This is a genomic window from Variovorax sp. V15 (assembly GCF_041154425.1).
Lineage (GTDB): Bacteria > Pseudomonadota > Gammaproteobacteria > Burkholderiales > Burkholderiaceae_C > Variovorax > Variovorax guangxiensis.
Genome location: NZ_AP028659.1, coordinates 2,575,124 through 2,596,449 on the forward strand (window position 1 = coordinate 2,575,124; position 21,326 = coordinate 2,596,449).

The 21,326-nt window shown below is 68.5% G+C and carries 20 protein-coding genes; 4 read left to right on the top strand and 16 right to left on the bottom strand.

Features of this window, described 5'->3' with window-relative positions; genetic code table 11:
- Nucleotides 1-15: 15 nt before the first annotated feature.
- From ACAM57_RS12125 to ACAM57_RS12135, 3 genes are all read right to left on the bottom strand, one after another.
- A complete protein-coding gene (locus ACAM57_RS12125; protein WP_369661809.1) occupies nt 16-2,103 on the bottom strand; it encodes a LamG-like jellyroll fold domain-containing protein in 2,088 nt (695 codons plus the stop codon).
- Nucleotides 2,104-2,344: 241 nt separating this feature from the next.
- On the bottom strand, nt 2,345-2,881 hold the full coding sequence (locus ACAM57_RS12130; RefSeq protein WP_184637025.1) for an SRPBCC family protein: 537 nt from the start codon (nt 2,879-2,881) through the stop codon (nt 2,345-2,347).
- A gap of 51 nt (nt 2,882-2,932) precedes the next feature.
- A complete protein-coding gene (locus ACAM57_RS12135) occupies nt 2,933-3,283 on the bottom strand; it encodes a helix-turn-helix transcriptional regulator (RefSeq protein ID WP_126021990.1) in 351 nt (116 codons plus the stop codon).
- A 175-nt stretch (nt 3,284-3,458) separates the two neighbouring features.
- On the opposite strand from ACAM57_RS12135, the gene bla reads away from it, so the two are divergent.
- On the top strand, nt 3,459-4,346 hold the full coding sequence (gene bla / locus ACAM57_RS12140) for a class A beta-lactamase (protein ID WP_369661810.1): 888 nt from the start codon (nt 3,459-3,461) through the stop codon (nt 4,344-4,346).
- A 12-nt stretch (nt 4,347-4,358) separates the two neighbouring features.
- Here the strand turns inward: bla and ACAM57_RS12145 are convergent, their stop codons facing one another.
- The 8 genes from ACAM57_RS12145 to ACAM57_RS12180 form a co-directional block, all read right to left on the bottom strand.
- Complete coding sequence (locus ACAM57_RS12145; RefSeq protein WP_126021992.1) at nt 4,359-5,246, bottom strand: amidohydrolase family protein; 888 nt, start codon at nt 5,244-5,246, stop codon at nt 4,359-4,361.
- Nucleotides 5,247-5,304: 58 nt separating this feature from the next.
- On the bottom strand, nt 5,305-5,700 hold the full coding sequence (locus ACAM57_RS12150) for a hypothetical protein (RefSeq protein ID WP_369661811.1): 396 nt from the start codon (nt 5,698-5,700) through the stop codon (nt 5,305-5,307).
- An 87-nt stretch (nt 5,701-5,787) separates the two neighbouring features.
- On the bottom strand, nt 5,788-6,705 hold the full coding sequence (locus ACAM57_RS12155) for a bestrophin family protein (RefSeq protein ID WP_369661812.1): 918 nt from the start codon (nt 6,703-6,705) through the stop codon (nt 5,788-5,790).
- A 35-nt stretch (nt 6,706-6,740) separates the two neighbouring features.
- Nucleotides 6,741-7,364, bottom strand: a complete 624-nt coding sequence (locus ACAM57_RS12160; RefSeq protein ID WP_369661813.1) for a hemolysin III family protein — start codon at nt 7,362-7,364, stop codon at nt 6,741-6,743.
- A 34-nt stretch (nt 7,365-7,398) separates the two neighbouring features.
- Nucleotides 7,399-8,850: a glycerophosphodiester phosphodiesterase family protein gene (locus tag ACAM57_RS12165; RefSeq protein ID WP_369661814.1), complete on the bottom strand. Its 1,452-nt coding sequence runs from the start codon at nt 8,848-8,850 to the stop codon at nt 7,399-7,401.
- 150 nt (nt 8,851-9,000) lie between these two features.
- Nucleotides 9,001-9,771 (bottom strand): class I SAM-dependent methyltransferase, encoded by a 771-nt coding sequence (locus ACAM57_RS12170; protein WP_369661815.1) that lies wholly within the window; start codon nt 9,769-9,771, stop codon nt 9,001-9,003.
- 26 nt (nt 9,772-9,797) lie between these two features.
- Nucleotides 9,798-11,552, bottom strand: coding sequence for an IlvD/Edd family dehydratase (locus ACAM57_RS12175; protein ID WP_369661816.1), 1,755 nt, complete (start codon nt 11,550-11,552; stop codon nt 9,798-9,800).
- 40 nt (nt 11,553-11,592) lie between these two features.
- Nucleotides 11,593-12,108: an O-acetyl-ADP-ribose deacetylase gene (locus ACAM57_RS12180; protein WP_369661817.1), complete on the bottom strand. Its 516-nt coding sequence runs from the start codon at nt 12,106-12,108 to the stop codon at nt 11,593-11,595.
- Nucleotides 12,109-12,274: 166 nt separating this feature from the next.
- Here ACAM57_RS12180 and ACAM57_RS12185 point away from each other — a divergent pair, with 166 nt between their 5' ends.
- Nucleotides 12,275-13,261, top strand: coding sequence for a sialic acid TRAP transporter substrate-binding protein SiaP (locus ACAM57_RS12185; RefSeq protein WP_369661818.1), 987 nt, complete (start codon nt 12,275-12,277; stop codon nt 13,259-13,261).
- A 4-nt stretch (nt 13,262-13,265) separates the two neighbouring features.
- Here the strand turns inward: ACAM57_RS12185 and ACAM57_RS12190 are convergent, their stop codons facing one another.
- The 3 genes from ACAM57_RS12190 to ACAM57_RS12200 form a co-directional block, all read right to left on the bottom strand.
- Entirely contained in the window at nt 13,266-14,684 is a 1,419-nt protein-coding gene (locus ACAM57_RS12190) for a GTPase/DUF3482 domain-containing protein (RefSeq protein WP_369661819.1), read from the bottom strand.
- Complete coding sequence (locus ACAM57_RS12195) at nt 14,681-16,084, bottom strand: DUF2868 domain-containing protein (RefSeq protein WP_369661820.1); 1,404 nt, start codon at nt 16,082-16,084, stop codon at nt 14,681-14,683. The genes ACAM57_RS12190 and ACAM57_RS12195 overlap by 4 nt, the downstream gene beginning before the upstream one ends.
- Nucleotides 16,085-16,430: 346 nt before the next feature.
- A complete protein-coding gene (locus ACAM57_RS12200; protein WP_126022003.1) occupies nt 16,431-17,036 on the bottom strand; it encodes a TetR/AcrR family transcriptional regulator in 606 nt (201 codons plus the stop codon).
- A gap of 70 nt (nt 17,037-17,106) precedes the next feature.
- On the opposite strand from ACAM57_RS12200, the gene ACAM57_RS12205 reads away from it, so the two are divergent.
- Nucleotides 17,107-17,535 carry a VOC family protein gene (locus ACAM57_RS12205; protein ID WP_369661821.1) on the top strand — a complete coding sequence of 143 codons (429 nt, stop codon included), beginning with the start codon at nt 17,107-17,109 and terminating at the stop codon, nt 17,533-17,535.
- A 6-nt stretch (nt 17,536-17,541) separates the two neighbouring features.
- On the opposite strand, the gene ACAM57_RS12210 is transcribed toward ACAM57_RS12205, so the two are convergent.
- Both ACAM57_RS12210 and ACAM57_RS12215 read right to left on the bottom strand, forming a co-directional pair.
- Entirely contained in the window at nt 17,542-19,398 is a 1,857-nt protein-coding gene (locus ACAM57_RS12210; RefSeq protein ID WP_369661822.1) for an ABC transporter ATP-binding protein, read from the bottom strand.
- A 21-nt stretch (nt 19,399-19,419) separates the two neighbouring features.
- On the bottom strand, nt 19,420-20,379 hold the full coding sequence (locus tag ACAM57_RS12215; RefSeq protein ID WP_369661823.1) for a LysR substrate-binding domain-containing protein: 960 nt from the start codon (nt 20,377-20,379) through the stop codon (nt 19,420-19,422).
- A 117-nt stretch (nt 20,380-20,496) separates the two neighbouring features.
- Here ACAM57_RS12215 and ACAM57_RS12220 point away from each other — a divergent pair, with 117 nt between their 5' ends.
- Nucleotides 20,497-21,324, top strand: coding sequence for a class III extradiol ring-cleavage dioxygenase (locus ACAM57_RS12220; protein WP_369661824.1), 828 nt, complete (start codon nt 20,497-20,499; stop codon nt 21,322-21,324).
- The last annotated feature ends 2 nt before the right edge of the window (nt 21,325-21,326 follow it).

The following is a 21,326-nucleotide window of genomic DNA, read 5'->3' on the forward strand; positions in this document are numbered from 1 at the left end:
TGAAGGTGATCGGGGTCAGGGCAGCGTCGACAGGGGCTGCCCCGACTTGAAGATGCTGTTGAGCTCGGCGCTCGTGAGCGCGCGGTTCCAGATCGCGAAGTCGTTGAAGTCCATGGCGCCGCGCGGCGAGCTGCTTTCGCGCTGGTAGTACAGGCCGGTGCCGTCCTCGTTGAGGCCCAGGCCGTTGCCCAGGCCGCCGAGCTTGTCGACCAGCGCGGTGGTGATGGCGGTGCTGTTGGTCTGCGTGCCCCTGACCGGGTCCATCACGTAGCCGCGCATGGTGAGTGCCGCCTTGTCGATGACCACCGCCACGTAGGCCCACTGGCCCGCGCTCAAGCTGTAGCCGTTGCTGTCGGCGCGCGCGCTGCCCGTGCCCACGTTGAAGCGGATCTCGCAGCTGCCGAACAGGCCGATGGCCAGGCCCGCGTTGCCGCCGGTGGTGTAGTTCTTGTTGCCGATCACCGTGCCGCCATTGCTCACCCCCTGGCTGCAGGTGGCATCGGTGCGCATCCAGAACCCGATGGTGAAGGCCGTGATCGCGGCGTTGGTGGTGACGTCGTTGTTCTGCACGAGGCGGTAGCCGGCCATGCCGCTGGCGTTCTTCACCGTACTGTCGATGCGCAGCGCCTTGGCCTTGTAGGGCGCAGCGAAGCCGTCGTCGACCAGCGAGCCGCCGTTGGCGTCGGACGCCCACGGCGCGAGCGTGGAAGCGTTCTTCGCGTCCACGCCGGGCAGCGCGTCGAGCGGGTAGTAGTTGAGCAGTCCGTTCGCCAGCGTGGGAGCGAGCGTCACAGGTGCTTCGGGCGCGACATACGAGATCTGCGCGGCAAGCGCCACGCTGGCTTCGCCCGCGACGACCGTGTACTGGAAGGCGTAGACCCCGTCGCTCGCCGCGACGATGGGATCGTTGTAGGCGGTGGAGCCGGCCGGCAGCGTGGCCACCACCTTGCCGTCGCGCAGCACCTGCACCGCGGAGGTCGTGTTGCCGGCCAGGGTCCACGACAGTTCGATGCTGCGCTTGTCCGCGCCCGTCCTGGCAGCCAGGCTGCGCAACGACGTCGAGGCCTGCAGGGCCTGGCCGGCGAAGCGGTAGTCCGTCGCCGCCGGCAGCGCGCCCAGGTGACGCAGCACGGTCGGGGCGATGTCGGCGGCGGACGCAAGCGCCAGCAGCGTATCGTCGGCCGCAGCGGCGGCGCCGACGCCAGGCTGGGCCGCCAGCGTCTTGTTGCTCGCGATGAAGATGGTCTTGCTGCTGTTGTCCTGCAGGCCGGTGGCGCTGCCGAAGGCATCGAGGCCGTGGCCGGTGGTGAGGATCACCAGCCAGTCTTCCTTCGGGTCGTTGGTGGTGCGCTGCGCGATGCGGGCAAGCAGCTTGCCTACGCCGGTGGCGGTGTCGGCGATGGAGCGCTGGTAGGCGTCGCTCTTCAGGCCGTTGCCTGCGGCCGCGGCCGGCGCGCCGTATTGCGCCACCAGCAGGTCGTAGCCGGCGTCGATGAATTGCGCGGTGCGGTCGGTGACGCAGGCGTCGGTGCCCGCACAGTCGACGGCACTGTCCACCGTGCCCGCTTCGTTCGCGAGCAGCAGCGGATAGAGCGAGCCGGCAGTGACGGAGGCCGTCCTGTAGCCGGCTGCCTTGTTGTTCTGCCTGGCGAGAGCGAAGACGGAGGGCGCGAGCTTGATGTCGATGCGCTGGTCGGTTGTGTCCCAGCGCACGTTGTGGCGCTGGGCCCAGGTGCCGGTGAGGAGCGTGGCCCAGCCGGGACCGTCGGTGGTGCGCTGTTCGCTCGGCGTGCCGTTGGCGCCGCCGGTCCAGGCCGGCGCGACCCGCAGCGATTGCAGGGCCGGCACCTTGTTCTGCGCCATCGCATCGCGAAGCGCCGAATGAGTGAGGCCGTCGATCTCGACGACCAGTGCCTTGGGTCCGCTCTTGCCCTGGTTGACCGACGGCGGTGGTGTGTTGCTGCCGCCGCCGCTGGCCGGTGGCGTGCCCACGAGCGGGATGCCCGTGCCGCCGCCTCCACCGCCACCGCAAGCCGCGAGAAGCAGCAGTGCGCAAGCGCTTCCCCACGCCCGCGCACGACGCGCGTTCATTCCTCTGGTCATGTTTTCCCTCGAAGTATTGAGATGCCGGCCCGTGGCTCGAGCCCTGGGCTTGCTTGTTTCCACATGTGTTTGTGCAAGAGAATGCATTTGCAACAAAACACACAAATGCTCTGAATGCCTCGAATATTGCGTTTGCCGAGTGACAGCGGTTTGACAAGCTCTCCGAACTTCGAAGTCAGAAAAAGAAACGGGGCCCGAAGGCCCCGCGAGAAAGAAAAATGAAAAGGAGGAACGTCGCGGCTCAGCGAATCTGCGTCTCGTATTCCTTCGCGACCTCGGCGAGATTCGTCCAGAAGCCCTGGGGCTTGTTTCCCGCGAGCACGTCGATGAGCACATCGACATGCGCGTGCCAGCCGCCCGCCACGCTGAGCATCCCCTTGCGGCTGGCCAGGCGCCTGTGTGTGAGCACGAGCCGCGTGCTGTCGCCCTGCGGCGTGAGTTCGAAGCTGACTTCCGACGGCGCGGCGCTTCCTTCGTCCCAGCTGATGGTCAGCAGCTTCTGCGGCTCGATGCGCAGCAGCCGCGATTTCTGGTGGATCGGCTCGCGGCACTCGGCGAAGCGGTCGGGCGCCACTTCACCGGTGAGCTTCGTGTGTTCGAAGCGCAGCTCGAAGAGTTCGCCGGACTGCTTCGGCAACACGCCGCCTGCCAGCCAGGCGGCGCGTTTGTCGGAATCGACCAGATAGGCCCATACGCGCTCGATGGGGGCGGGCAGGGTGCGCTCCATGCGCAGGGTGCCGGGCTCGACCTGGGTGCCCAGGCTGTGCTTGATCGTCATTTGCAGTCTCTCCTTGGGTGGATGGATGAATGAAGGAAGGAAGAAAGAGGCTCACTTCCTGCGGGATGCCGCATCGCGCCGTAGTTCCTGCTCCAGCGCGTCGAGACGGTTGCTCCAGAAGCCTTCGTAGTAGCTCAGCCACGCATCGGCCATGGCCAGCGCGGACGGCTCCAGCCGGCAGACGTGTGCGCGGCCCTGCACGGTGCGCGAGACGAGGCCCGCGCGCTCCAGCGTTTTCACGTGCTTGGATGCTCCTGCGAAGGACATGCGAAAGGGCGCGCCCAGTTCCCCCACGCTGCACTCGCCGTGCGACAGCAGCTGCAGCATGGTGCGCCGCGTGCTGTCGGCGAGGGCGTGGAAGACGGCGTCGAGCCGGTCGTCTGCAAGTTCTAGTTCAACCATGAGGTTGAATATAGATCGATTCCGATCGATGCTCAACCGAACGGTTTAGCAAAACAGGGTTGTTACACCCGATACACCCGGGACGAGAAACACCGTCGGGAGGGTGGATCGCCACAAGGGGCACTCCTAGCATTCGCTTCGTTCCATCCACTCGCAGAAAGAAAGAGAAAACGAAATGAACCCTCTCATCCAGCGCCGAACCCTGTTGCTCGGTGCCTCGGTGCTGCCGCTCGCCGGCGCGTGCACCGCGTGGCCTGGCACCGAATCGCAGTCTTCCGCCGAGGCCCGGCTTGCCGCGCTCGAAAGCGCCGCGGGTGGCCGCCTGGGCGTGGTCGGCTTCAACACCGGCAGCGGCGCGCGCATACAGCATCGGGCGCACGAGCGCTTTCCGCTGTGCAGCACCTTCAAGCTGATGCTGGCGGCCGCCGTGCTCGAACGCAGCGCGAAGGACGCCAGCCTGCTGCCGAGGAACGTGAGCTACGGCAAGGGCGACCTGATCGACCATTCGCCGATCACCGAGAAGCACGTCGCCACCGGCATGACGGTGGCCGGGATGTGCGCCGCCACCATCCAGTACAGCGACAACGCCGCCGCCAACCTGCTGCTGAAGGTGCTGGGCGGACCGTCCGTCGTCACCGCCTTCGCGCGAGGCATCGGCGACCAGGCCTTCAGGCTGGACCGCACCGAACCCGAACTCAACACCAGCATTCCCGGCGATCCCCGCGACACGACGACGCCGGCGGCCATGAGCGACAGCATCCAGCGCCTCGTGCTGGGCGATGCGCTCGGCGCCGGGCAGCGCGACCAGCTGCGCACCTGGCTGCTGGGCAACACCACCAGCACCGAGCGCTTCCTGGCGGGCGTTCCCGCAGGCTGGAAGGTGGGCGACAAGACCGGAGCGGGCTCCTACGGCTCGACCAACGATGTCGGCGTGCTGTGGCCGCCGACCGGTGCGCCCATCGTGCTGTCCGTGTACCTGACCTTCCCGCAGAAGGATGCCAGGAACCGCAACGACGTGGTCGCATCGGCCACGCGGATTGCTGCAGCGGCTCTGGCAGGCTGAGGCTTCGCGGGTTCAGCGCAGGCCGAACAGCCCGGCCGCGTTGCCCCAGGCGATGCGCTGCGCCACGTCGTCCGGCAGATCGCCCAGCCAGGCCCGGTAGCCGCGCATCGTTTCGTCGTAGCTGCTCCAGCGCTGGTTGATCCAGGTGTCGGAGCCGACCATGAAGCGGCCCGGATGCTTGAGGATCAGCGAGCGCCATTCGGGGCAGAGCCTGCCGCCCTCGCAGGTCAGCCCCGGCCGGTACGAGAGCTCGCCCATCAGCAGCGGATAGCGCTCCAGCATCGCCTGCACCCGCTCGACCGGCGTGCCGCCGATGCCCGTGTGGGCCCAGATGAGGCGAAGCGACTGGCCCTTCGAGGGTGCATTCGCCATCAGCAGGTCGACCGCCACGTCGTCGACATGCGCGAGTACCGCGAGCTTCTCGCGCTCCGCCAGCGCAATCAGCTTCTTCGCCACCGGTCCATTGGCGTTCGCACTCTCGTACAGATGGAATTCGCCGAGGCCTCGATACGGGCCGCTGGCGGTGCCGCGCGCGAGTTCGGTCTGCACCATCTCGTGGATGGTCTCGTCGCGGAACCAGTTGGTGTAGTCCTCGCGGTTGCGATAGAGCCGCACGAAGGGCACGACCGTCACGCCCGCCGCGCGCGTTTCGCGCGAGGCAGCCAGCGTCTGCGTGCCGGCGTTGGGGCGCGAGTTCGCGATGATCGCCCGGACGTCGTTGCGCTGCATGCGCGCAAGCGCCTCGGAAGGCGGGAAGGGGCCGGTGTTGCCGTCCCAGGCTTCCTGGTTGTAGTGCAGGTGGGTATCGAAGATTGGGCCCTTGTACGGGCCCTGTGTCCCTTGGGCGAACACCGTGCCGGCGGCCAGGAGCATGGCGATGGCGGATGCGACGGCTCTCATGCGTACCCCTCGTGATGAAAGGAGCCGGATTATCCGGCCCTCGACGCGATCCCGGGCGCTAGAGCTTCTTCCAGTTGAGGCCATCGGCCGAACGATAGGTGCCGCCGCTGGCGCAGCAGCCGCCCGCGCCGAAGGCGCGACGCCCGAGCTTCGCCGTGACCTGGCCCGCATCGAAGCTCAGCGACTGGCGCTCGCAGGCGGTAGGGAAGGGATATGGCTCGGGGGCGAGCACGCTCGTCCATTCGATCCGGCCCTGCGCGCCCTGCTGCACGCGAAGGACTTCGCAGTCGTGTACCACCAGATGAACCGGCTGGCCCGCGAGCGTGCCTTGGAACACCTGCTCGGCAGGCGCGGTGCGGATGGCGATTTCTTCGGCGCCGGGTTGCGAAGCGGTGCCGGCGCGGTCGCAGCCGGCGAGGAGCGTGACCACGGCGCCCGCCACGATCGCGAGCATGGTGGGCAGTGGTTGCCTGGGCCTTGTCAGCATGGGAAATTGCGTGTTCGAGGAATCGCAGACCGCCAGCGCCCGGTCGCTCGCTCCTCAGGTCTGTATGTATCCCGCGCGCCCGGCCATCGGAGACGGCACAGCCTGCGGCTCCCCCAGCATCTCGCGCACGGTCGACTCGATGGTGTGCGACATCGCATCCAGCGCAAGGTCGTTGGGCTGCGTGCCGAAGGGCTCCTCGATCTCCGCGCCCAGCGCCTCCAGCGCGAAGAAGGTATAGGCGATGAAGGCGACCACCACCGGCGTCATCGGGCCGATCGCGTCCACGAGCCCGAAGGGCAGCAGCACGCAGTACAGGTAGATGGTGCGGTGGATGATGACGGAGTAGGTGAACGGTATGGGCGTGCTCGCGATGCGCTCGCAGCCGCCCAGCGCTTCGGTCAGGCGGCCCAGCGGGTGCTCCATGGCCTGAGCAAGGGTAGGGTCCAGCCGGCCTTGCTGGCGCTGGTCGCGCAGCCATTCGCCCACCATCAGCAGCAGCACGGCGGGCTTGAAGCGCGCGGCACGCAGGCGCGCGCCGTCTTCCCCGGGCAGAAGCCGGGCGAGATCGGCGGAAGGATCGGTGCCTCGCAGCTGATGACGCAGCGCGTGGACGAAGGCGATGAGCCGCATCGCGGGTGTCGTCGCCTCCGAGGGCGCGTCCGCCAGCGTCAACGCCTGCCGCACCAGCGTGCGCGTTTCGTTGAGCAGCGTGCCCCACAGCGTGCGAGCCTCCCAGTAGCGCGAATAGCTCGTGCTGTTGCGAAAGCCCAGGAAGATGGCCAGCGTCAGGCCGATGAGCGAGAAGGGCACGAAGTTCAGCGGCACCTTCCACTGGAAGAGCCTGCCGTGCAGCACCGTCACCAGCACCGCGAAGGCGGTGGTCCACAGCAACTGGGGTGCGATGTCCGACAGGACCGAGCCGCGCCATACGAAGAGCATGCGCAGCCAGTGGGGGCGGGGTCGGACGATCATCGGCGGGGATTATCTCCGCGACGCCGCCGTGGGGACTACAGGACGAACCAGCCCACAGCCACGTAGTGGCTCGTCGTTCCCGCCAGCACGAACAGATGCCATGCCCCGTGGGCATGTTTGAAGCCCGACCGGTTGCGATAGAACACGGTGCCCGTCGTATAGAAGGCGCCACCGACCAGCAGCCACGCCAGTCCCGCTGTATCGAGTCGCGCGGCCAGCGGCACCGCGGCCAGAACCACCAGCCAGCCCAGGCCGATGTAGATCGGCAGCGACGGCTTCTTCGGCGCGCCGTTCTTCGCCGGAACCAGCTCGCGCCGGATGCCGGAGATCGCCGCGCCCCAGATCGTCGCCAGCAGCAGCAGGCCCCAGGGGCCCTGCATGGTGACCAGCGCGAAGGGCGTGTAGGTGCCGGCGATCAGCAGGAAGATTGCGCAGTGGTCGGCGCGCTCCCACATGCGCTTGAGGCGCCCGCGCGTGCTGTGAAAGAGGGTTGAGGCGGCGTACAGCGCCACCGCCGAGAGGGAGAACACCAGCGCGCCGGCGATGCGCGCGGCGTCGCCGGTGGGCACTGTCTTGACGAGAAGCAGCGCCATCGCGGGCAGAGCGAGCAGCAGGCCGAACAGATGGCTGTATCCGTTGAGGCGCTCTCCGGGGTACATCGTGTTCGCCGCCTGCTTTCGCTTTCGGCCTCGCTCAGCGGCCCGTTTCCTTCAGGTAGGTCTTGCGCGCGGCGAACGCGGTGTTCGCGAAATCCGAGAACACGCCGTCGATGCCCGCTCGGAAGAAGGCGAGGTACTCGGCCGTCGGGTCGCCCTTGTAGACGCCGGCCAGGTACTTGGCTTCGTTGCGGAAGGTGTAGCTGTGCACGAAGAGGCCGGCCTTGTGCGCGTCGGCGATCAGGCTGGTGGGCTTGATCGTGTTCACGTCGGCAAGGCCCTTGCCCGCGACGAAGGGCACGATGGTGTGGGCCATGACCTGCGGCTTCCACGGGCCGATGCCGTCGGCGTAGGTCTTGATCTCGGCAAGGCCGGCGGGCGTGAGCATTTCGCCGAACCACTTCGGGTTGCCTGCCAGCGTCCAGCTGTAGGGGCGGCCGTCGACGAAGGTGTAGACGTCGTTGGTGACGTAGATCATCTCGCCGGTCTGGTAGTTGACGTCGTTGCCGTCCACCAGCTGCACAGCGCGGGCCTTCATGCCGGCCGAGCGCAGGTACTTCAGGCTCTCGGGCTCGAAGCTCTGCACGAAGATCGGCGCGTCCTTGCGGTTGAGGTCGTTGAAATTCATGACCTTCAGGAGCGCGTCTTCCAGCGGATGGCTGCCCGCCGGGCCGCAGCCGTTGGCGATGGCCTGGGCGTTGTTCCAGATCGGGTTCTTGGTTTCCGGGTACACGGTGAGCGTGCGCCCGGTGGCGGCGCTCTTGGCCTTGGCGATGTCGATCAGCTCCTGGAAGCTGATGATCGGCAGCTTGCCGTTGAGGTCGGTGGGGCGCTGGTCCCTGGCGTCGTAGGTGGTGCCGCGGATCCACTGGCGCAGCTCGTCCATCGTGAAGTCGGTGATGGACCAGTCGTTGGTGTGGTCCTCGCCGTCGACGATCAGCGACTTGAGCACCGACTTCGGATCGTTGGGGTCCGTCAGGTCGCTCAGGTACTGGGCCGGGCCGTTGGCCGCGATGGGCGGGTACTTCACGTCCACGAGTACGCCGGGCACGGTGCGCTTGCGGCCTGCGACGGTGGCGTTGGTCTTGGCGACCTCGGCGATGTTGGTGTTGTCGCTCAGCCAGGGGTTGTGGCGCGCGACCAGTACGCAGTCCTTGGTGAGGTGCAGGTCGGTTTCGAGCGAGTCGGCGCCGGCGTCGGCGGCGGCTTCGTAGGCGGTCTTCGTTTCTTCCGGATACAGGCCCGGCAGGCCGCGGTGGCCGATGACCAGGGGCACGGAGCCATCGAGCGTGCCCAGCGGCGCGGGGGCGGGCGGAGCCGGCGTGGGGGCCGGGGCGGGAGCGGGCGCCGGCGGGAGCACCGGCAGGGAGATACCGCCGCCGCTGCCGCCGCCGCATGCGGTCATCAGCAGGCTGCCGCCGACGACCGTGATTGCTGCGATGGTTGCGAGAACGGGACGGGGCGCAGGCGCGGGAACGCTCTTTTTCATATGTGGTTTTCAGGTGTTGTTGAAGAAGAAACGAAAGCCGCCGGATGCTAGGTATGCCCCGTGACGGGACAGTGACCAGCGGGGGCCCTTGAAACTCCATCTGAAACAGCCCGAAAACCAGCGCCGGATCAGCTCCGGCTCGGCTCCGGATCAGGGCCGCGTGCCCACCAGCACGGGCTGGAAGAAGGCACCGTCGACGCGCCGCACGTCCTTCAGCCCTGCCTCCTGCATGAGCTCGCACAGCCGCGTCGTCGAAATGGCGTAGTAGCGCGAGCGCATCACCCGCGTGCTCACCGCCTGCGTGGCGAGGTCCTCGGTGACGAAGAAGAAGCCGAGGTCGTAGCGCTCGCCCTTGCCGCCGTCATCGAAGTCCCAGACCTGGAACAGCACGTGCCGCTTGCCGCTGTCCACTCGCGCGCCGTAGTGCTTAACGAGGTTGCTGCCGCGCTCTTCCTTCGCGTAGTCGCGCACGCTGACCACGCAGCCGCCGCCGGGGCGCAGGCAGGCCGTCATCTGGCGCAGGGCGGTCAGCAGGTCGGCGTCGGTCTGCAGGTGCGGCATCGAGTTGTCGCAGGAGATCACGATGTCGAAGCCGCCGCCGTGATGCGTGTGCGCCTCGCGCATGTCGCACACCGAGACGTCGATGTCTATGCCGCGCTGACGGGCCTCGTTCCGCGCGCGTTCGACCTCGTTGGCCGACAGGTCCGAAGCCGTCACCGCATGGCCGAGCGCCGCGAGGCCGAGCGCCTGCGTGCCGATGCCGCAAGACACGTCGAGCACCTTGCGGCTTGCCTCGCCGCACGGCCATTCGGCCTCGAAGAGCTGCGAGAGCTTTTCGCCCTGCAAGCGGATGCTGTCGTTCCAGTCCGGATAGATCAGGTGATAGAGCGGGGCGAGTTCGTCGTAGAAGCGGTCGGTCATGCGCCCATTGTGCGGGCGCGCGCCGGCTAGCGCGGCACCTTGCCGGTGGTGTCCGGCGCGCGCAGGAAGTCGAAGTCCACGCCCTTGTCGGCCTGCGTCACGGTCTGCAGGAAGAGCTTTCTGTAGCCGCGCCCGGCGGTGGGCTCCACCACCGGCGATTCCTTTGCGCGCCTTGCCAGCTCTTCGTCGGTCACCAGCAGCGAGATCTCCCGATTCGCCACGCTGAGGCGGATGCGGTCGCCGCTGCGCACGTAGGCCAGCGGCCCGCCGATGGCCGACTCGGGTGTCACATGCAGCACGATGGTGCCGAAGGCGGTGCCGCTCATGCGGCCGTCGGAGATGCGCACCATGTCCTTCACGCCGGCGCGTGCGAGCTTGCGCGGAATCGGCAGGTAGCCCGCCTCCGGCATGCCCGGGGCGCCCTTGGGGCCGATGTTCTTGAGCACCAGCACGTCGTGAGGCGTCACGTCGAGTTCGTTGCTGTCGATGCGGCGCGCCAGGTCCTCGGCGTTCTCGAAGACCACGGCGCGGCCTTCGTGCTCCATCAGCACCGGGTCGGCGGCCGACTGCTTGATGATCGCGCCGCCCGGCGCCAGGTTGCCCCACAGCACGGCGATGCCGCCCTGCGGGTAGATCGGCTGCGCCACCGGGCGAACCACGTCCTGCGCGAAGCCGGGGCCGGCGGCCTCGATCTCCTCGCCCAGCGTGCGGCCCGTGACCGTGAGCGCATCGAGGTGCAGCAGCGGTCTGAGCTCGCGCAGCAGCGTGGCCATGCCGCCCGCGGCGTGGAAGTCTTCCATGTAGTGCTGGCCCGAGGGCTTCAGGTCGAGCAGCACCGGCGTCTCGCGGCCCATGCGGTCGAGCGCGTGCAGGTCGATCTCCAGGCCCATGCGCCCGGCGATGGCCGCGAGGTGCACGATGCCGTTGGTCGAGCCGCCGATGGCCAGCAGCACGCGCATCGCGTTCTCGAAGGCGGCCGGCGTCAGCACCTTGTCGATGGTGAGGCGCTCGCGGGCGATCCGCACCGCCTGCGCGCCGGTCTGCTCGGCGATGCGGATGCGGTCGGCCGTCACGGCCGGCGGCGAGGCCCCGCCCGGCACTGTCATGCCCAGCGCCTCGGCGATGCAGGCCATGGTGCTGGCCGTGCCCATGACCGAGCAGGTGCCCACGCTCGCCACCAGCTGGTTGTTGACGTCGGCCGTTTCCTCCGCGTCGATCTCGCCCGCGCGGTAGCGGGCCCAGTAGCGGCGGCAGTCGGTGCAGGCGCCCACGCGCTCGCCGCGATGGCTGCCGGTGAGCATCGAGCCGGTGATGAGCTGGATGGCCGGCAGCCCGGCCGACGCCGCGCCCATGAGCTGCGCCGGCACGGTCTTGTCGCAGCCGCCGATGAGCACCACAGCGTCCATGGGCTGCGCGCGCACCATCTCCTCGGTGTCCATGGCCATCAGGTTGCGCAGGTACATGCTGGTCGGCGCGGCGAAGCTCTCGTGCACCGAGATGGTCGGGAACTCCATCGGCAGCCCGCCCGCGAGCATCACGCCGCGCTTCACCGCCTCGATGAGCTGAGGCGCGTTGCCGTGGCAGGGGTTGTAGGCGCTGCCGGTGCTGGCGATGCCGATGACCGGACGGTCGAGCGCGGCATCGGTATAGCCCGCGCCCTTGATGAAGGCCTTGCGCAGGAAGAGCGAGAAGCCGCGGTCGCCGTAGCTGGTGAGGCCCTTGCGCATGCCGGCGTTGGCGTTGCCGTCGTTGTCGTCGGGCTCGAACTTGGATTCGGTCATGGGTGTGGGGGGTGGTTTTTCTTCAGGGGCCTATGCGGCATCAGTCCAGCACGGCTTCATAGATGGCAAGGTCTCCGGCGGAGAAGCAGCAGAAGACCACTTCTTCCACCGGCGATGCGGCATCCGCCAAGGCCTCCCGCACCGTGCTCACCGCCAGCCTTGCCGCCGGCTCCACGGGGTAGCCGTAGATGCCGGTGCTGATGCCGGGAAAGGCGATGCTGCGAACGCCGTGCGCCGCCGCGAGCGCCATCGAACGCCGGTAGCACGAGGCCAGCAGCTCCGGCTCGCCCGAGTCGCCGCCGCGCCACACCGGACCGACCGTATGGATGATGAAGCGCGCATGCAGCCGGTAGCCCTTGGTGAGCTTTGCATCGCCCGTCTTGCAGCCGCCCAGCAGCCGGCATTCGTGCACCAGCTCGGGCCCGGCCGCGCGGTGGATCGCTCCATCCACGCCGCCGCCGCCCAGCAGCGAGGAGTTGGCGGCGTTGACGATGGCGTCCACCCGCAGGGTCGTGATGTCGGCGCGGATGGCGCGCAGGCTGGTCGTATCTGTCATGTGCAAAGGCATCGTAGGCGCGCTGGCCGGAGTCGGGCAAACCCGATTACGAAGAAGGTTTCAAATACTTACGATTCCAGCGCCGGACGCATTCGCCCGGCACCCGTCGCCGCGTGGCTTCGATCTTGCATGGGGTACGGGCTGTTCTCAACCCGAGGGAGAGTCGATGAAAAGCTTGTTGCCGTGGCGCCGCGCCGGTGTTTTTCTCTGCCTGGCGTTCGCGGGCGCGGTGGCTGCCCATGCGCAGGGGCTGCAGTTCAAGTGGGGCCACGTCTACGAGCCCACGAGCATCTTCCACCAGCAGGCCGAGCTGGCGGCGCGCAAGATCGCCGAGCAGTCCGAAGGCAAGATCAGGATCGAGGTGGTGCCTTCTTCCAAATTGGGACAGGAGGGCGACTATCCGCTGATGCTGGCCAACGACTCGATGCAGATCGCCTACGTCGGGCAGGCCACGCTGGCCGAGGGCTATCCGCCGCTGAGCCTGGGGAGCTACCCCTTCGCCTTCAAGGACCTCGACCACATGCGCAAGTACCTGGCGAGCCCGCTGCTGGCCGAGCTGATGAAGGGCTACAACGAGAAGAGCGGCAACCGCATGGTCGCGTCCGTCTACTACGGCGCGCGCCAGGTCACATCGGCGAAGCCGCTGGCCAGGCCGGAGGACTTCCGCGACCTGCGCCTGTACGTGCCCGCCGCCGCGGCCTACCAGCTCTTCGCCACCGCGGTCGACGCCAAGCCCGTGACGCTGCCCTTCATGAGCCTGTACGGCTCGCTCAAGAAGAGCGAGGTGGAGGCGCAGGAAAACCCGCTGGACATCGTCAAGTCGAAGAAGCTCTACGAAGTGCAGAAGTACGTGCTGCTGACCGCGCATGTCTACGACACGCTGGGCATCGTCATCGGCAAGGCCGCGTGGGGCAAGCTGGCTCCGCAGCAGCAGGCGATGGTCGAGAAGGTGCTGGTGGAAACAGCCAAGTGGACCAACGTCGGCGTGATCGCCGGGGAGCTGGAAGACGAGAAGTTCCTGCGCGACAAGGGCATGACCGTGTCGCCGGCCAACCGGCAGCTGTTCCAGGAGCGGGTCGTCAGGCGCTCGACGCCAGAGCAGCTGGGCGCGCGGCCGGGCGACTATGCGCGGCTGCAGGCGCTGGTGAACTAGGGCGCTAGGGCGTTTCGACGAAGGCGCGTTGCAGCGCAATCGACAGCTCCGCCACCAAGGCCTCGCGCTGGGGTGACGGGCGCCAGAAGCTGCGGGACGCGATGCCACCGGATTCCCATTCGGGATGGTTGCGCGCCGGCTGCGCGCCACGCACCGCGGCCGCCGCGGCGCGCGTGGGCGCATCGCCGTCCTCTGGCGATTCGGTGGCGATGCGCTGCGTGGCCGCATGGCCGCGCAGTTCCAGCGCCTGCGTGAGCTTCAGCTGCCACGCGGCCAGCGTGAACAGCACGCCGTCTTCCACGGTGAGCTCGTGCACGTCGCGCAGCTTGTTGGCCAGCTTGCGCCCGAGCGGCCCCAGGCCCTGCGACACAGCGCCGCCGATGGCGCCGCCGAGTGCCGCGCCCGCGCCCAGCGAGATGCCGGCCACGGCCAGGTCGACCACAACGCCCACCGCCGCGCCGATGACGGCGCCCTTGCCAAGGCGCAGGCCGGCGTCTTTCATGGCCTCGGGGCTGAAGAAGTCGAGCGTCCAGCGGCCTTCGATGATCGGCAGCGGCGCCTCGTCGGCATCGCCCTGGCGAAAACCGTAGAGCGCGAGCAGGTCGTCGGTGCAGTGCTGGGCCTTGTCGAACACGTCCTTCTGCAGCGCGGCGACCAGGGCCTTGCGGCGCGCATCGTCGGCGAACTCGGTGGACGACACCGTGCGGCGCACCGCCGCGGCATCGACCAGCAGGCTTGCGATGCGCGAGCACGCCGATCCGCGCCGGCGCGCGGCCTCGGCGGCCAGCGAATCGACCACGCCGCGCAGCAGCTCGCGCCGATCGCGCAGCAGCGTGGCGAGGTCGCCGTACAGGTCCTGCTCGGCGCCGACGAAGGGGGCCGCCGCATCGAAGCGCACCTGCACGTGCAGGCCATAGGCCGAGAGCAGCTCCTTCCACGCCGGCTCGCGGCTGGCTGCGTCGCGCACGAAGTTGAGCACCGGCAGCACCGGGCGCGCGCAGGAGTTGAGCAGTTCGATCTCGTCGCGGAACTTGGGCAACACCGGCTCGCGCACGTCGATGACCAGGAAGGCGGCGTCGATGTCGAGCATGGTGCGCAGAACCTTTGCCTCCTGCTCGAACACGCCGTGCGCCTCGGGCCCGCGCAGGAACTGGCGGATGCGCTCCGGTGGCGTCGCCTGCGCGTCGAAGCCGGCGGCAAGGTGTTCACGCAGCGCAACGGCGTCTTCCAGCCCCGGCGTGTCGAAGAAGCGCACGGCGGCCTCGCCGTTCACCTCGAGATCTACCGATTCGACATGGCGCGTGGTGCCGGGGCGTTGCGACACCTCGCCGAAATCGACGCGCCGCGTGAGCGTGCGCAGCAACGAGGTCTTGCCGGCGTTGGTGTGGCCGACCACAGCGATGCGGATGGCTTGCTGCGTCATGGGGCGATGGCGCTTTCGGGCAGGGCGGCTTCGAGGCGTTCGCTGGCGGCGACGCGTTCCAGGCCGGTGTCGCGCAGCCAGTCGAGCCAGCGCTGCGTGGCGTTGGCACCGGGCGAGTCGGCCAGCCACAGGCGGCATTCGCCGCAATGCGCCAGCACCTCGCGCAGGAAGCGCTCGGTGCCGCGGTCGGGGCTGGAGGCGGCGTGGCAGACCATCAGCATCGTGCGTGGATGGACCCGGGCCAACTGGTCGAGCAGGGCGCGGCGTGCGGCGGCGCTGCCGTCGATGCGCTGAGACTGCGCTGCAATGGCCGCGGGCAGCGTGGCCGGTGGCCAGGGCATGTCGGGAGGCAGCTCGAAGCCGAGCACGAAGATGGCGTCTTGCAGTTCCGATGCAGGCAGGCTCGAAGGCGTGGCGCCGCGCAGGCGGCCCGGGTCGGCATCGACGATGGCGGCAGGCGCCATCGCGGCGAAGCGGGCCAGCAGCTTGCGGTAGTAGGGTTCGTGCCAGTCGGGCTGCAGCGCCTTGCGGCAGCTGCGCAGGACGCCTGCGCTCAGCAGCACCAGCGCGATGCGCGGCAGCAGTCCGTAGACCGCGATGCAGCCGGTGAGCCACAGCGCCCAGGTGCGTTGCCCGCCGGCGCTAGCGGCACCAGGGGCGGCCATCACCGTGGCGGCATCGGGCACCGGAAAGCCCAGCTTCGCCGGCAGCCACCCCAGTGCCTGCACGGCACGCACGAAAAATTCCGGCTCGAGGATCGTCGTTTCCCAGCTCAGCGTGTAGCTGCGAAACGCGAGCGCGAACAGCATCGCGGCCAGCACGACCGCGAACGACAGCGACCAGATGCCGTGGCTCACGAGCCCGAAGGCCCAAGGTAGAAGCTTCGCGCGAGACAGCAGCCCCGTGGCCGCGCGCACCAGCACCGGCGCTTGCCCGCGCTTGCCGCCGGCCACGCGCGCAGTGAGCGACAGCCAGATCCAGCCCAGCGAGGCGGCGTTGAAGGAGCCGATCGGCAGCCACAGCCCGACGAGCCACAGCAGCAGGGTCAGCGCATGCAGCCCCAGCAGGCTCGCGAGCGCGACGATCACGTTGATGTGGCGCTCCCCGCCGCCGACCACGTTGCCCGCGAGCCCAAGGCCGGCCACGACGATGAGCGCCGCGAGCCCGAGCAGCACCCAGGGCGCCCATTGCCGGGCACGCGCGAGTTCAGGCTGCAGGCCGATGCGCTCGCCGAGCAGCAGCGCGCGCTCGGTGACCTGGCGGTGGGAATCCGCTGCGCGGGAGGCCGCGGTGCGCAGGGCCTGTGCGTCGTCGAGCGGACCGTTCTGCTCGGTCCATCGGATCGCCTCGGTGATCACCGCGTCCGTAAAGGCGGGTTCGCGCAGCGCGGTGTTGGTCAACAGGGTCCCTTCGCAGCCAGTCTGTATCTGTATCAGTCATCGAGGCCCGGCGCAGGGCGAGCCCGCGCAAATTATGCCCGGCGCTTTCGGCCGGCCACGACGAAGAACGGGGCCGCGAGCGGCCCCGTTTCACGGGATGAGCGGTGGGTGGGATCAGCGAAGGCCGAAGAACGAAAGCACGGCAACGACCACCACGACCAGACCGACGATGTAGATGATGGAATTCACGCGAGGACTCCTCTGTGTTGAAGATGAATCCAGCATCGCGCGGGCATCGCGGCCCGACTGTCGGCAGGGGGCGGCGCGTGCTGTAGGCGGGTGTGAAGCGCCGGGCCGGAGGGGGCTGTCAGCGTTTACGAGCGGGGCCCAGCGCGCGCTCCAGCAGCCACAGCATCGCCGTGCGGGTCTCTTCCACATCGGCGCCCGCGTCGATGGCCAGCGCGGCGCGGTCGAAGGCGGCCGAGAGCAGCGGGGTGAGGGCGTCCAGCGAAACCTCGTCCTTGCCCACGCCGGCACGCACGAGGCCCTCGCGCAGCGAAGCGGCCGAGGTGGTGTCGTCCAGCGCCATGATTTCTTCCATGCCGAGCACGGCGGGCCCGTCGATCAGCAGCAGCCGCGTGCGGCCCGGCGCCGTCATCGCGTTCAGGTAGGCCTTGCTGCCTTCCAGCAGCGCCTCGCGCGGCGAGAGCTGCTCGGGCGCGGCGGCCTCGATGTCGGCCGCGACGGCCTGGCTTTCGCGCTGCAGCACCTGGCGGAACAGGTCGCGCTTGTCGGCGAAATGGTGGTACAGCGCGCCGCGCGTGATGCCCGCGGCCACCGCGATCTCGGGCGTGGAGGTGTCGCCGTAGCCCTTGCCGACGAAGAGGGCGCGCGCCGCGTCCAGCAGCGCGAGGCGGGTCGTTTCGGTGCGCTCGCGGTTGGTTATGACCGTCGCCGATGTGGTCTTGCTCATTTACATGCAGTCTGTCTGTAAGTTATATTCAATTTACATGCAGCCTGTATGTTAAATGAAAGGACCCACCGTGAAAGTGACGAGCTACTACCCCGTTCTCATGACCAACGATGTCGCCGGAACGGCGGACTTCTACAAGACGCACTTCGGCTTCACGCCGCTCTTCACGAGCGACTGGTACGTGCACCTGCAGCTGGCTGACGAGCCCTCGGTGAACCTGGCCGTGCTCGACGGCCGGCACGAGACCGTCCCGGCCGCGGCGCGCGGTCACGTGGCAGGCGGCACGCTGCTGAACTTCGAGGTGGACGATCCCGATGCGGTGCACGACCGGCTGAAGGCCGCCGGCCTGCCGATCCTGCTGCCGTTGCGCGACGAGGCCTTCGGCCAGCGCCACTTCATCACGCGCGACCCGAACGGGGTGCTGATCGACATCATCAAGCCGATCCCGCCGAGCGGGGAGTTCGTCGCACAGTACGAGGCCGGCGCACTACCGACCTGATGCCGCTCAGGCGCGCAGCGCCTCGTCCTCTTCCAGGCTGTCGCCCAGGAAGCCGCCGCTCTGGTGCGCCCACAGCCGCGCGTACAGCCCGCCCTGGGCCATCAGCGTGCGGTGGTCGCCTTCTTCCACCACGCGGCCTTCGTCGAGCACGATGAGCCGGTCCATCGCGGCGATGGTCGAGAGCCGGTGGGCGATGGCGATCACGGTCTTGCCTTCCATCAGCGTGTAGAGGCTCTGCTGGATGGCGGCCTCCACCTCGGAGTCGAGCGCGCTGGTGGCTTCGTCGAGCAGCAGGATCGGCGCGTCCTTCAGCATCACGCGCGCGATGGCCACGCGCTGGCGCTGGCCGCCCGAGAGCTTCACGCCGCGCTCGCCCACGTGCGCCTCGTAGCCGCGCCGCCCGGTCGCGTCGCCCAGCGTCTGGATGAAGTCGTGCGCCTCGGCGCGTTTGGCTGCCGCCTCGATCTGCTCCTTCGTCGCGTCGGGCCGGCCGTAGGCGACGTTGTCGGCGACCGAGCGGTGCATCAGCGAGGTGTCCTGCGTCACCATGCCGATATGACCGCGCAGCGAGTCCTGAGTGACATGCGCGATGTCCTGTCCGTCGATGAGGATGCGGCCGCTTTCCAGGTCGTGGAAGCGCAGCAGCAGGTTCACCAGCGTCGACTTGCCCGCGCCCGAGCGGCCGACGAGGCCGATTTTCTCGCCGGGCTTCACGGTCAGCGTGAGGTCGTCGATCACGCGGCGGCCCGCGTCGCCGTAGCGGAAGCTCGCATGCTCGAAGCGCACTTCGCCGCGCGGCACTTCGAGCGCCCGGGCATCGGCCGCGTCGAGCACGGTGCGCGGGCGCGACAGCGTCTTCATGCCGTCCTGCACCGTGCCGATGTTCTCGAACAGGCTGGTCATCTCCCACATGATCCAGTGCGACATGCCCTGCAGCCGCAGCGCCATCGCGGTGGCCGCCGCCACGGCGCCGATGCCGACCGCGCCGTGCGACCACAGCCACAGTGCCACGCCCGCCATGCCGGCCGTGAGGCCCATGCTCAGCGTGTGGTTGACGATCTCGAAGGCGCTCACCAGGCGCATCTGGCCGTAGCCCGTCTTCATGAACTCGCGCATCGCGTCGCGCGCGAAGCCGGCCTCGCGCTGCGTGTGCGAGAACAGCTTGACGGTCGCGATGTTGGTGTAGGCGTCGGTCACGCGGCCGGTCATCAGCGCGCGGGCGTCGGCCTGCTCCTTGCCGACCTTGCCCAGGCGCGGCACGAAGTACACCAGCGAGCCGATGTAAAGCGCCAGCCAGATCAGGAAGGGCCAGACCAGCTGTGCGTCGAGCACGCCCACAAGAATGATCATGGTGGCCACGTACACGCCCATGGCCACCAGCACGTCGGCCAGCACGAACACCGTATCGCGCACCGCCAGCGCGGTCTGCATCACCTTGGCCGTGATGCGGCCGGCGAACTCGTCCTGGTAGAAGGCCATGCTCTGGCCCAGCATCAGCCGGTGGAAGTTCCAGCGCAGGCGCATCGGCAGGTTCACCGCGAGCGTCTGGTGCTTCACGATGGTCTGCAGCGCCACCACCACGATGCTGATGACGAGGAAGGCCGCCAGCCACATGAGCGTGCCGCCTCGGTCCTGCCACAGGCGCGAGGGTTCCTGGCCCGCGAGCCAGTCGACGATGCGCCCGAGGATCGCGAACAGCGCTGCCTCGAAGATCGACATGGCGGCGGTGAGCACCGCCATCACCGCGATCTTGCCGCGCACGCCGTGCGTGCAGGCCCAGAGAAAGGCGAAGAAGCCCTGCGGCGGCATCGGAGGCTCGGCGGCAGGGTAGGGGTGGAGGAGTTTTTCGAAGAAGCGGAACAAGAGCGAGGTCTCCCGGAGAGCTCAGGACTTTAGCCGCGCATGCATGACCTTGCCCCGAAAAGGTGCGTTCTTCAGGAAGCGTTCAGCGGGCTCCATGTCGCCCAGCCTTTCGCTGAGGAAGTCGATGAAGGTGCGCAGCTTGGGCGCCATGTACTGCCGGCTCGTGTACACCGCGAAGAGCGTCACCGGCTCGGCGTCGAAGTCCGGCAGCAGCCGCAGCAGCCGGCCCTGCGCGATGTCGTCGTCGATCAGCCAGGTGGGCATGTAGGCAATGCCCATGTCCGCGCGCACAGCATGCAGTGTGAGCGTGGTGTCGTCCGAGCGCATGGCCGGCACCAGACGCAGCGGAAACATCCGCCCGCCCGGGCCCTTGAGCGCGAGGTTATCCAGGTTCACGTAGCTCGGCACGATGGCGCCCAGCTTCGCGAGGTCGGCCGGCACGGCGGGCACGCCGCCCATGCGCTCCAGGTAGGCGGGCGTGCCGGCGAGGAAGAAGGGCACCCGGCACAGCGGCCGGGCGATCAGCGCGGGCGAGGGCTCCTGCGTGGCGCGCAGCGCGAGGTCGTAGCCGTCGGCCGCGAGGTCGACCTTGCGGTTCTCCAGGTGCATGTCGACCAGCACTTCCGGGTACTTCTCGCGGTAGTCGGCCAGCACCCGGGCGAAGCGCGGCGTGGCGCACCACACGGGCGCGCTCACCTTGAGCTGGCCGCGCGGCGTGTCGCTGGTCTGGCCGATGGCGGCCTCGGCCTCGTCGAGCAGATCGAGCGCGCGGCGGCTCTGCTCGTACCAGGCGGTGCCGGCCTCGGTCAGGCTCAGGTGCCGGCTGGAGCGGTGCAGCAGCCGTGCGCCCAGCGACTTCTCCAGCTGCGCCACGTGCTTGCTCGCCATCGGCGCAGACATGCCCAGCCGCCCGGCCGCCGCCACGAAGCTGCCCGCTTCCACGACTTCGCGGAACACCCGCAGGCTGGTCATCCGATCCATGTGCGCATCCTTGTCGAAGATTTCCTGGCAGGAACTGATCCGATGCATCGTAGCCTGTCGATTTCCTCCAAGGAAATGTCTACAGTCGATCCAACGCTTTCATCGAGGAGCATCGACTTGACCCACGACAACACTTCCGCTTCGCCCCGACTGCCCACGTATTTCATCTCGCACGGCGGCGGCCCCTGGCCCTGGATGAAGAAGGAGATGGGCTCGACCTACGACCGGCTCGAGGCCTCGCTGGCCGACATGCCCCGCCAGATCGGCCGCACCCCCGCCGCCATCCTGATGGTGTCGGCCCACTGGGAGGCGCCCGCCTTCACGGTGCAGGGCAGCGCCAAGCCGCCGATGATCTACGACTACGGCGGCTTTCCCCCGCATACCTACGAGGTGCACTACGACTCGCCCGGCTCGCCCGAGCTGGCGCAGCGCGTGCAGTCGCTCATCGCCGCCGCCGGCCTGCCGGTGCAGATCGACCCGCAGCGCGGCTACGACCACGGCATGTTCTCGCCAATGGCCGCCATCTACCCCAAGGCCGACGTGCCGGTGGTGCAGCTGTCGCTGCGCCGAGGGCTCGACCCCGCCGAGCACCTCGCGCTGGGCCGCGCTATCGCACCGCTGCGCGACGAGAACGTGCTGATCGTCGGCAGCGGGCTGAGCTACCACAACCTGCGCAACTTCGGTCCGCAGGCGCACGGTGTGTCGAAGGCTTTCGATGACTGGCTCGACGCTGCCGTCGTGAAGAGCACGGCCGGCGAGCGCAGCGCGCAACTGCTGCAGTGGGATTCAGCCCCGGCGGCGCGCATGGCGCATCCGCGCGAGGAGCATCTGATTCCGCTGATGGTGGCCGTTGGCGCGGCAGAAGGCGAAGCCGGCGAACGCGTGTATCACGAGGACGCGTTCATGGGCGGGCTGGTGGTGTCGAGCTTCCGGTTCGGCGGCTGAAG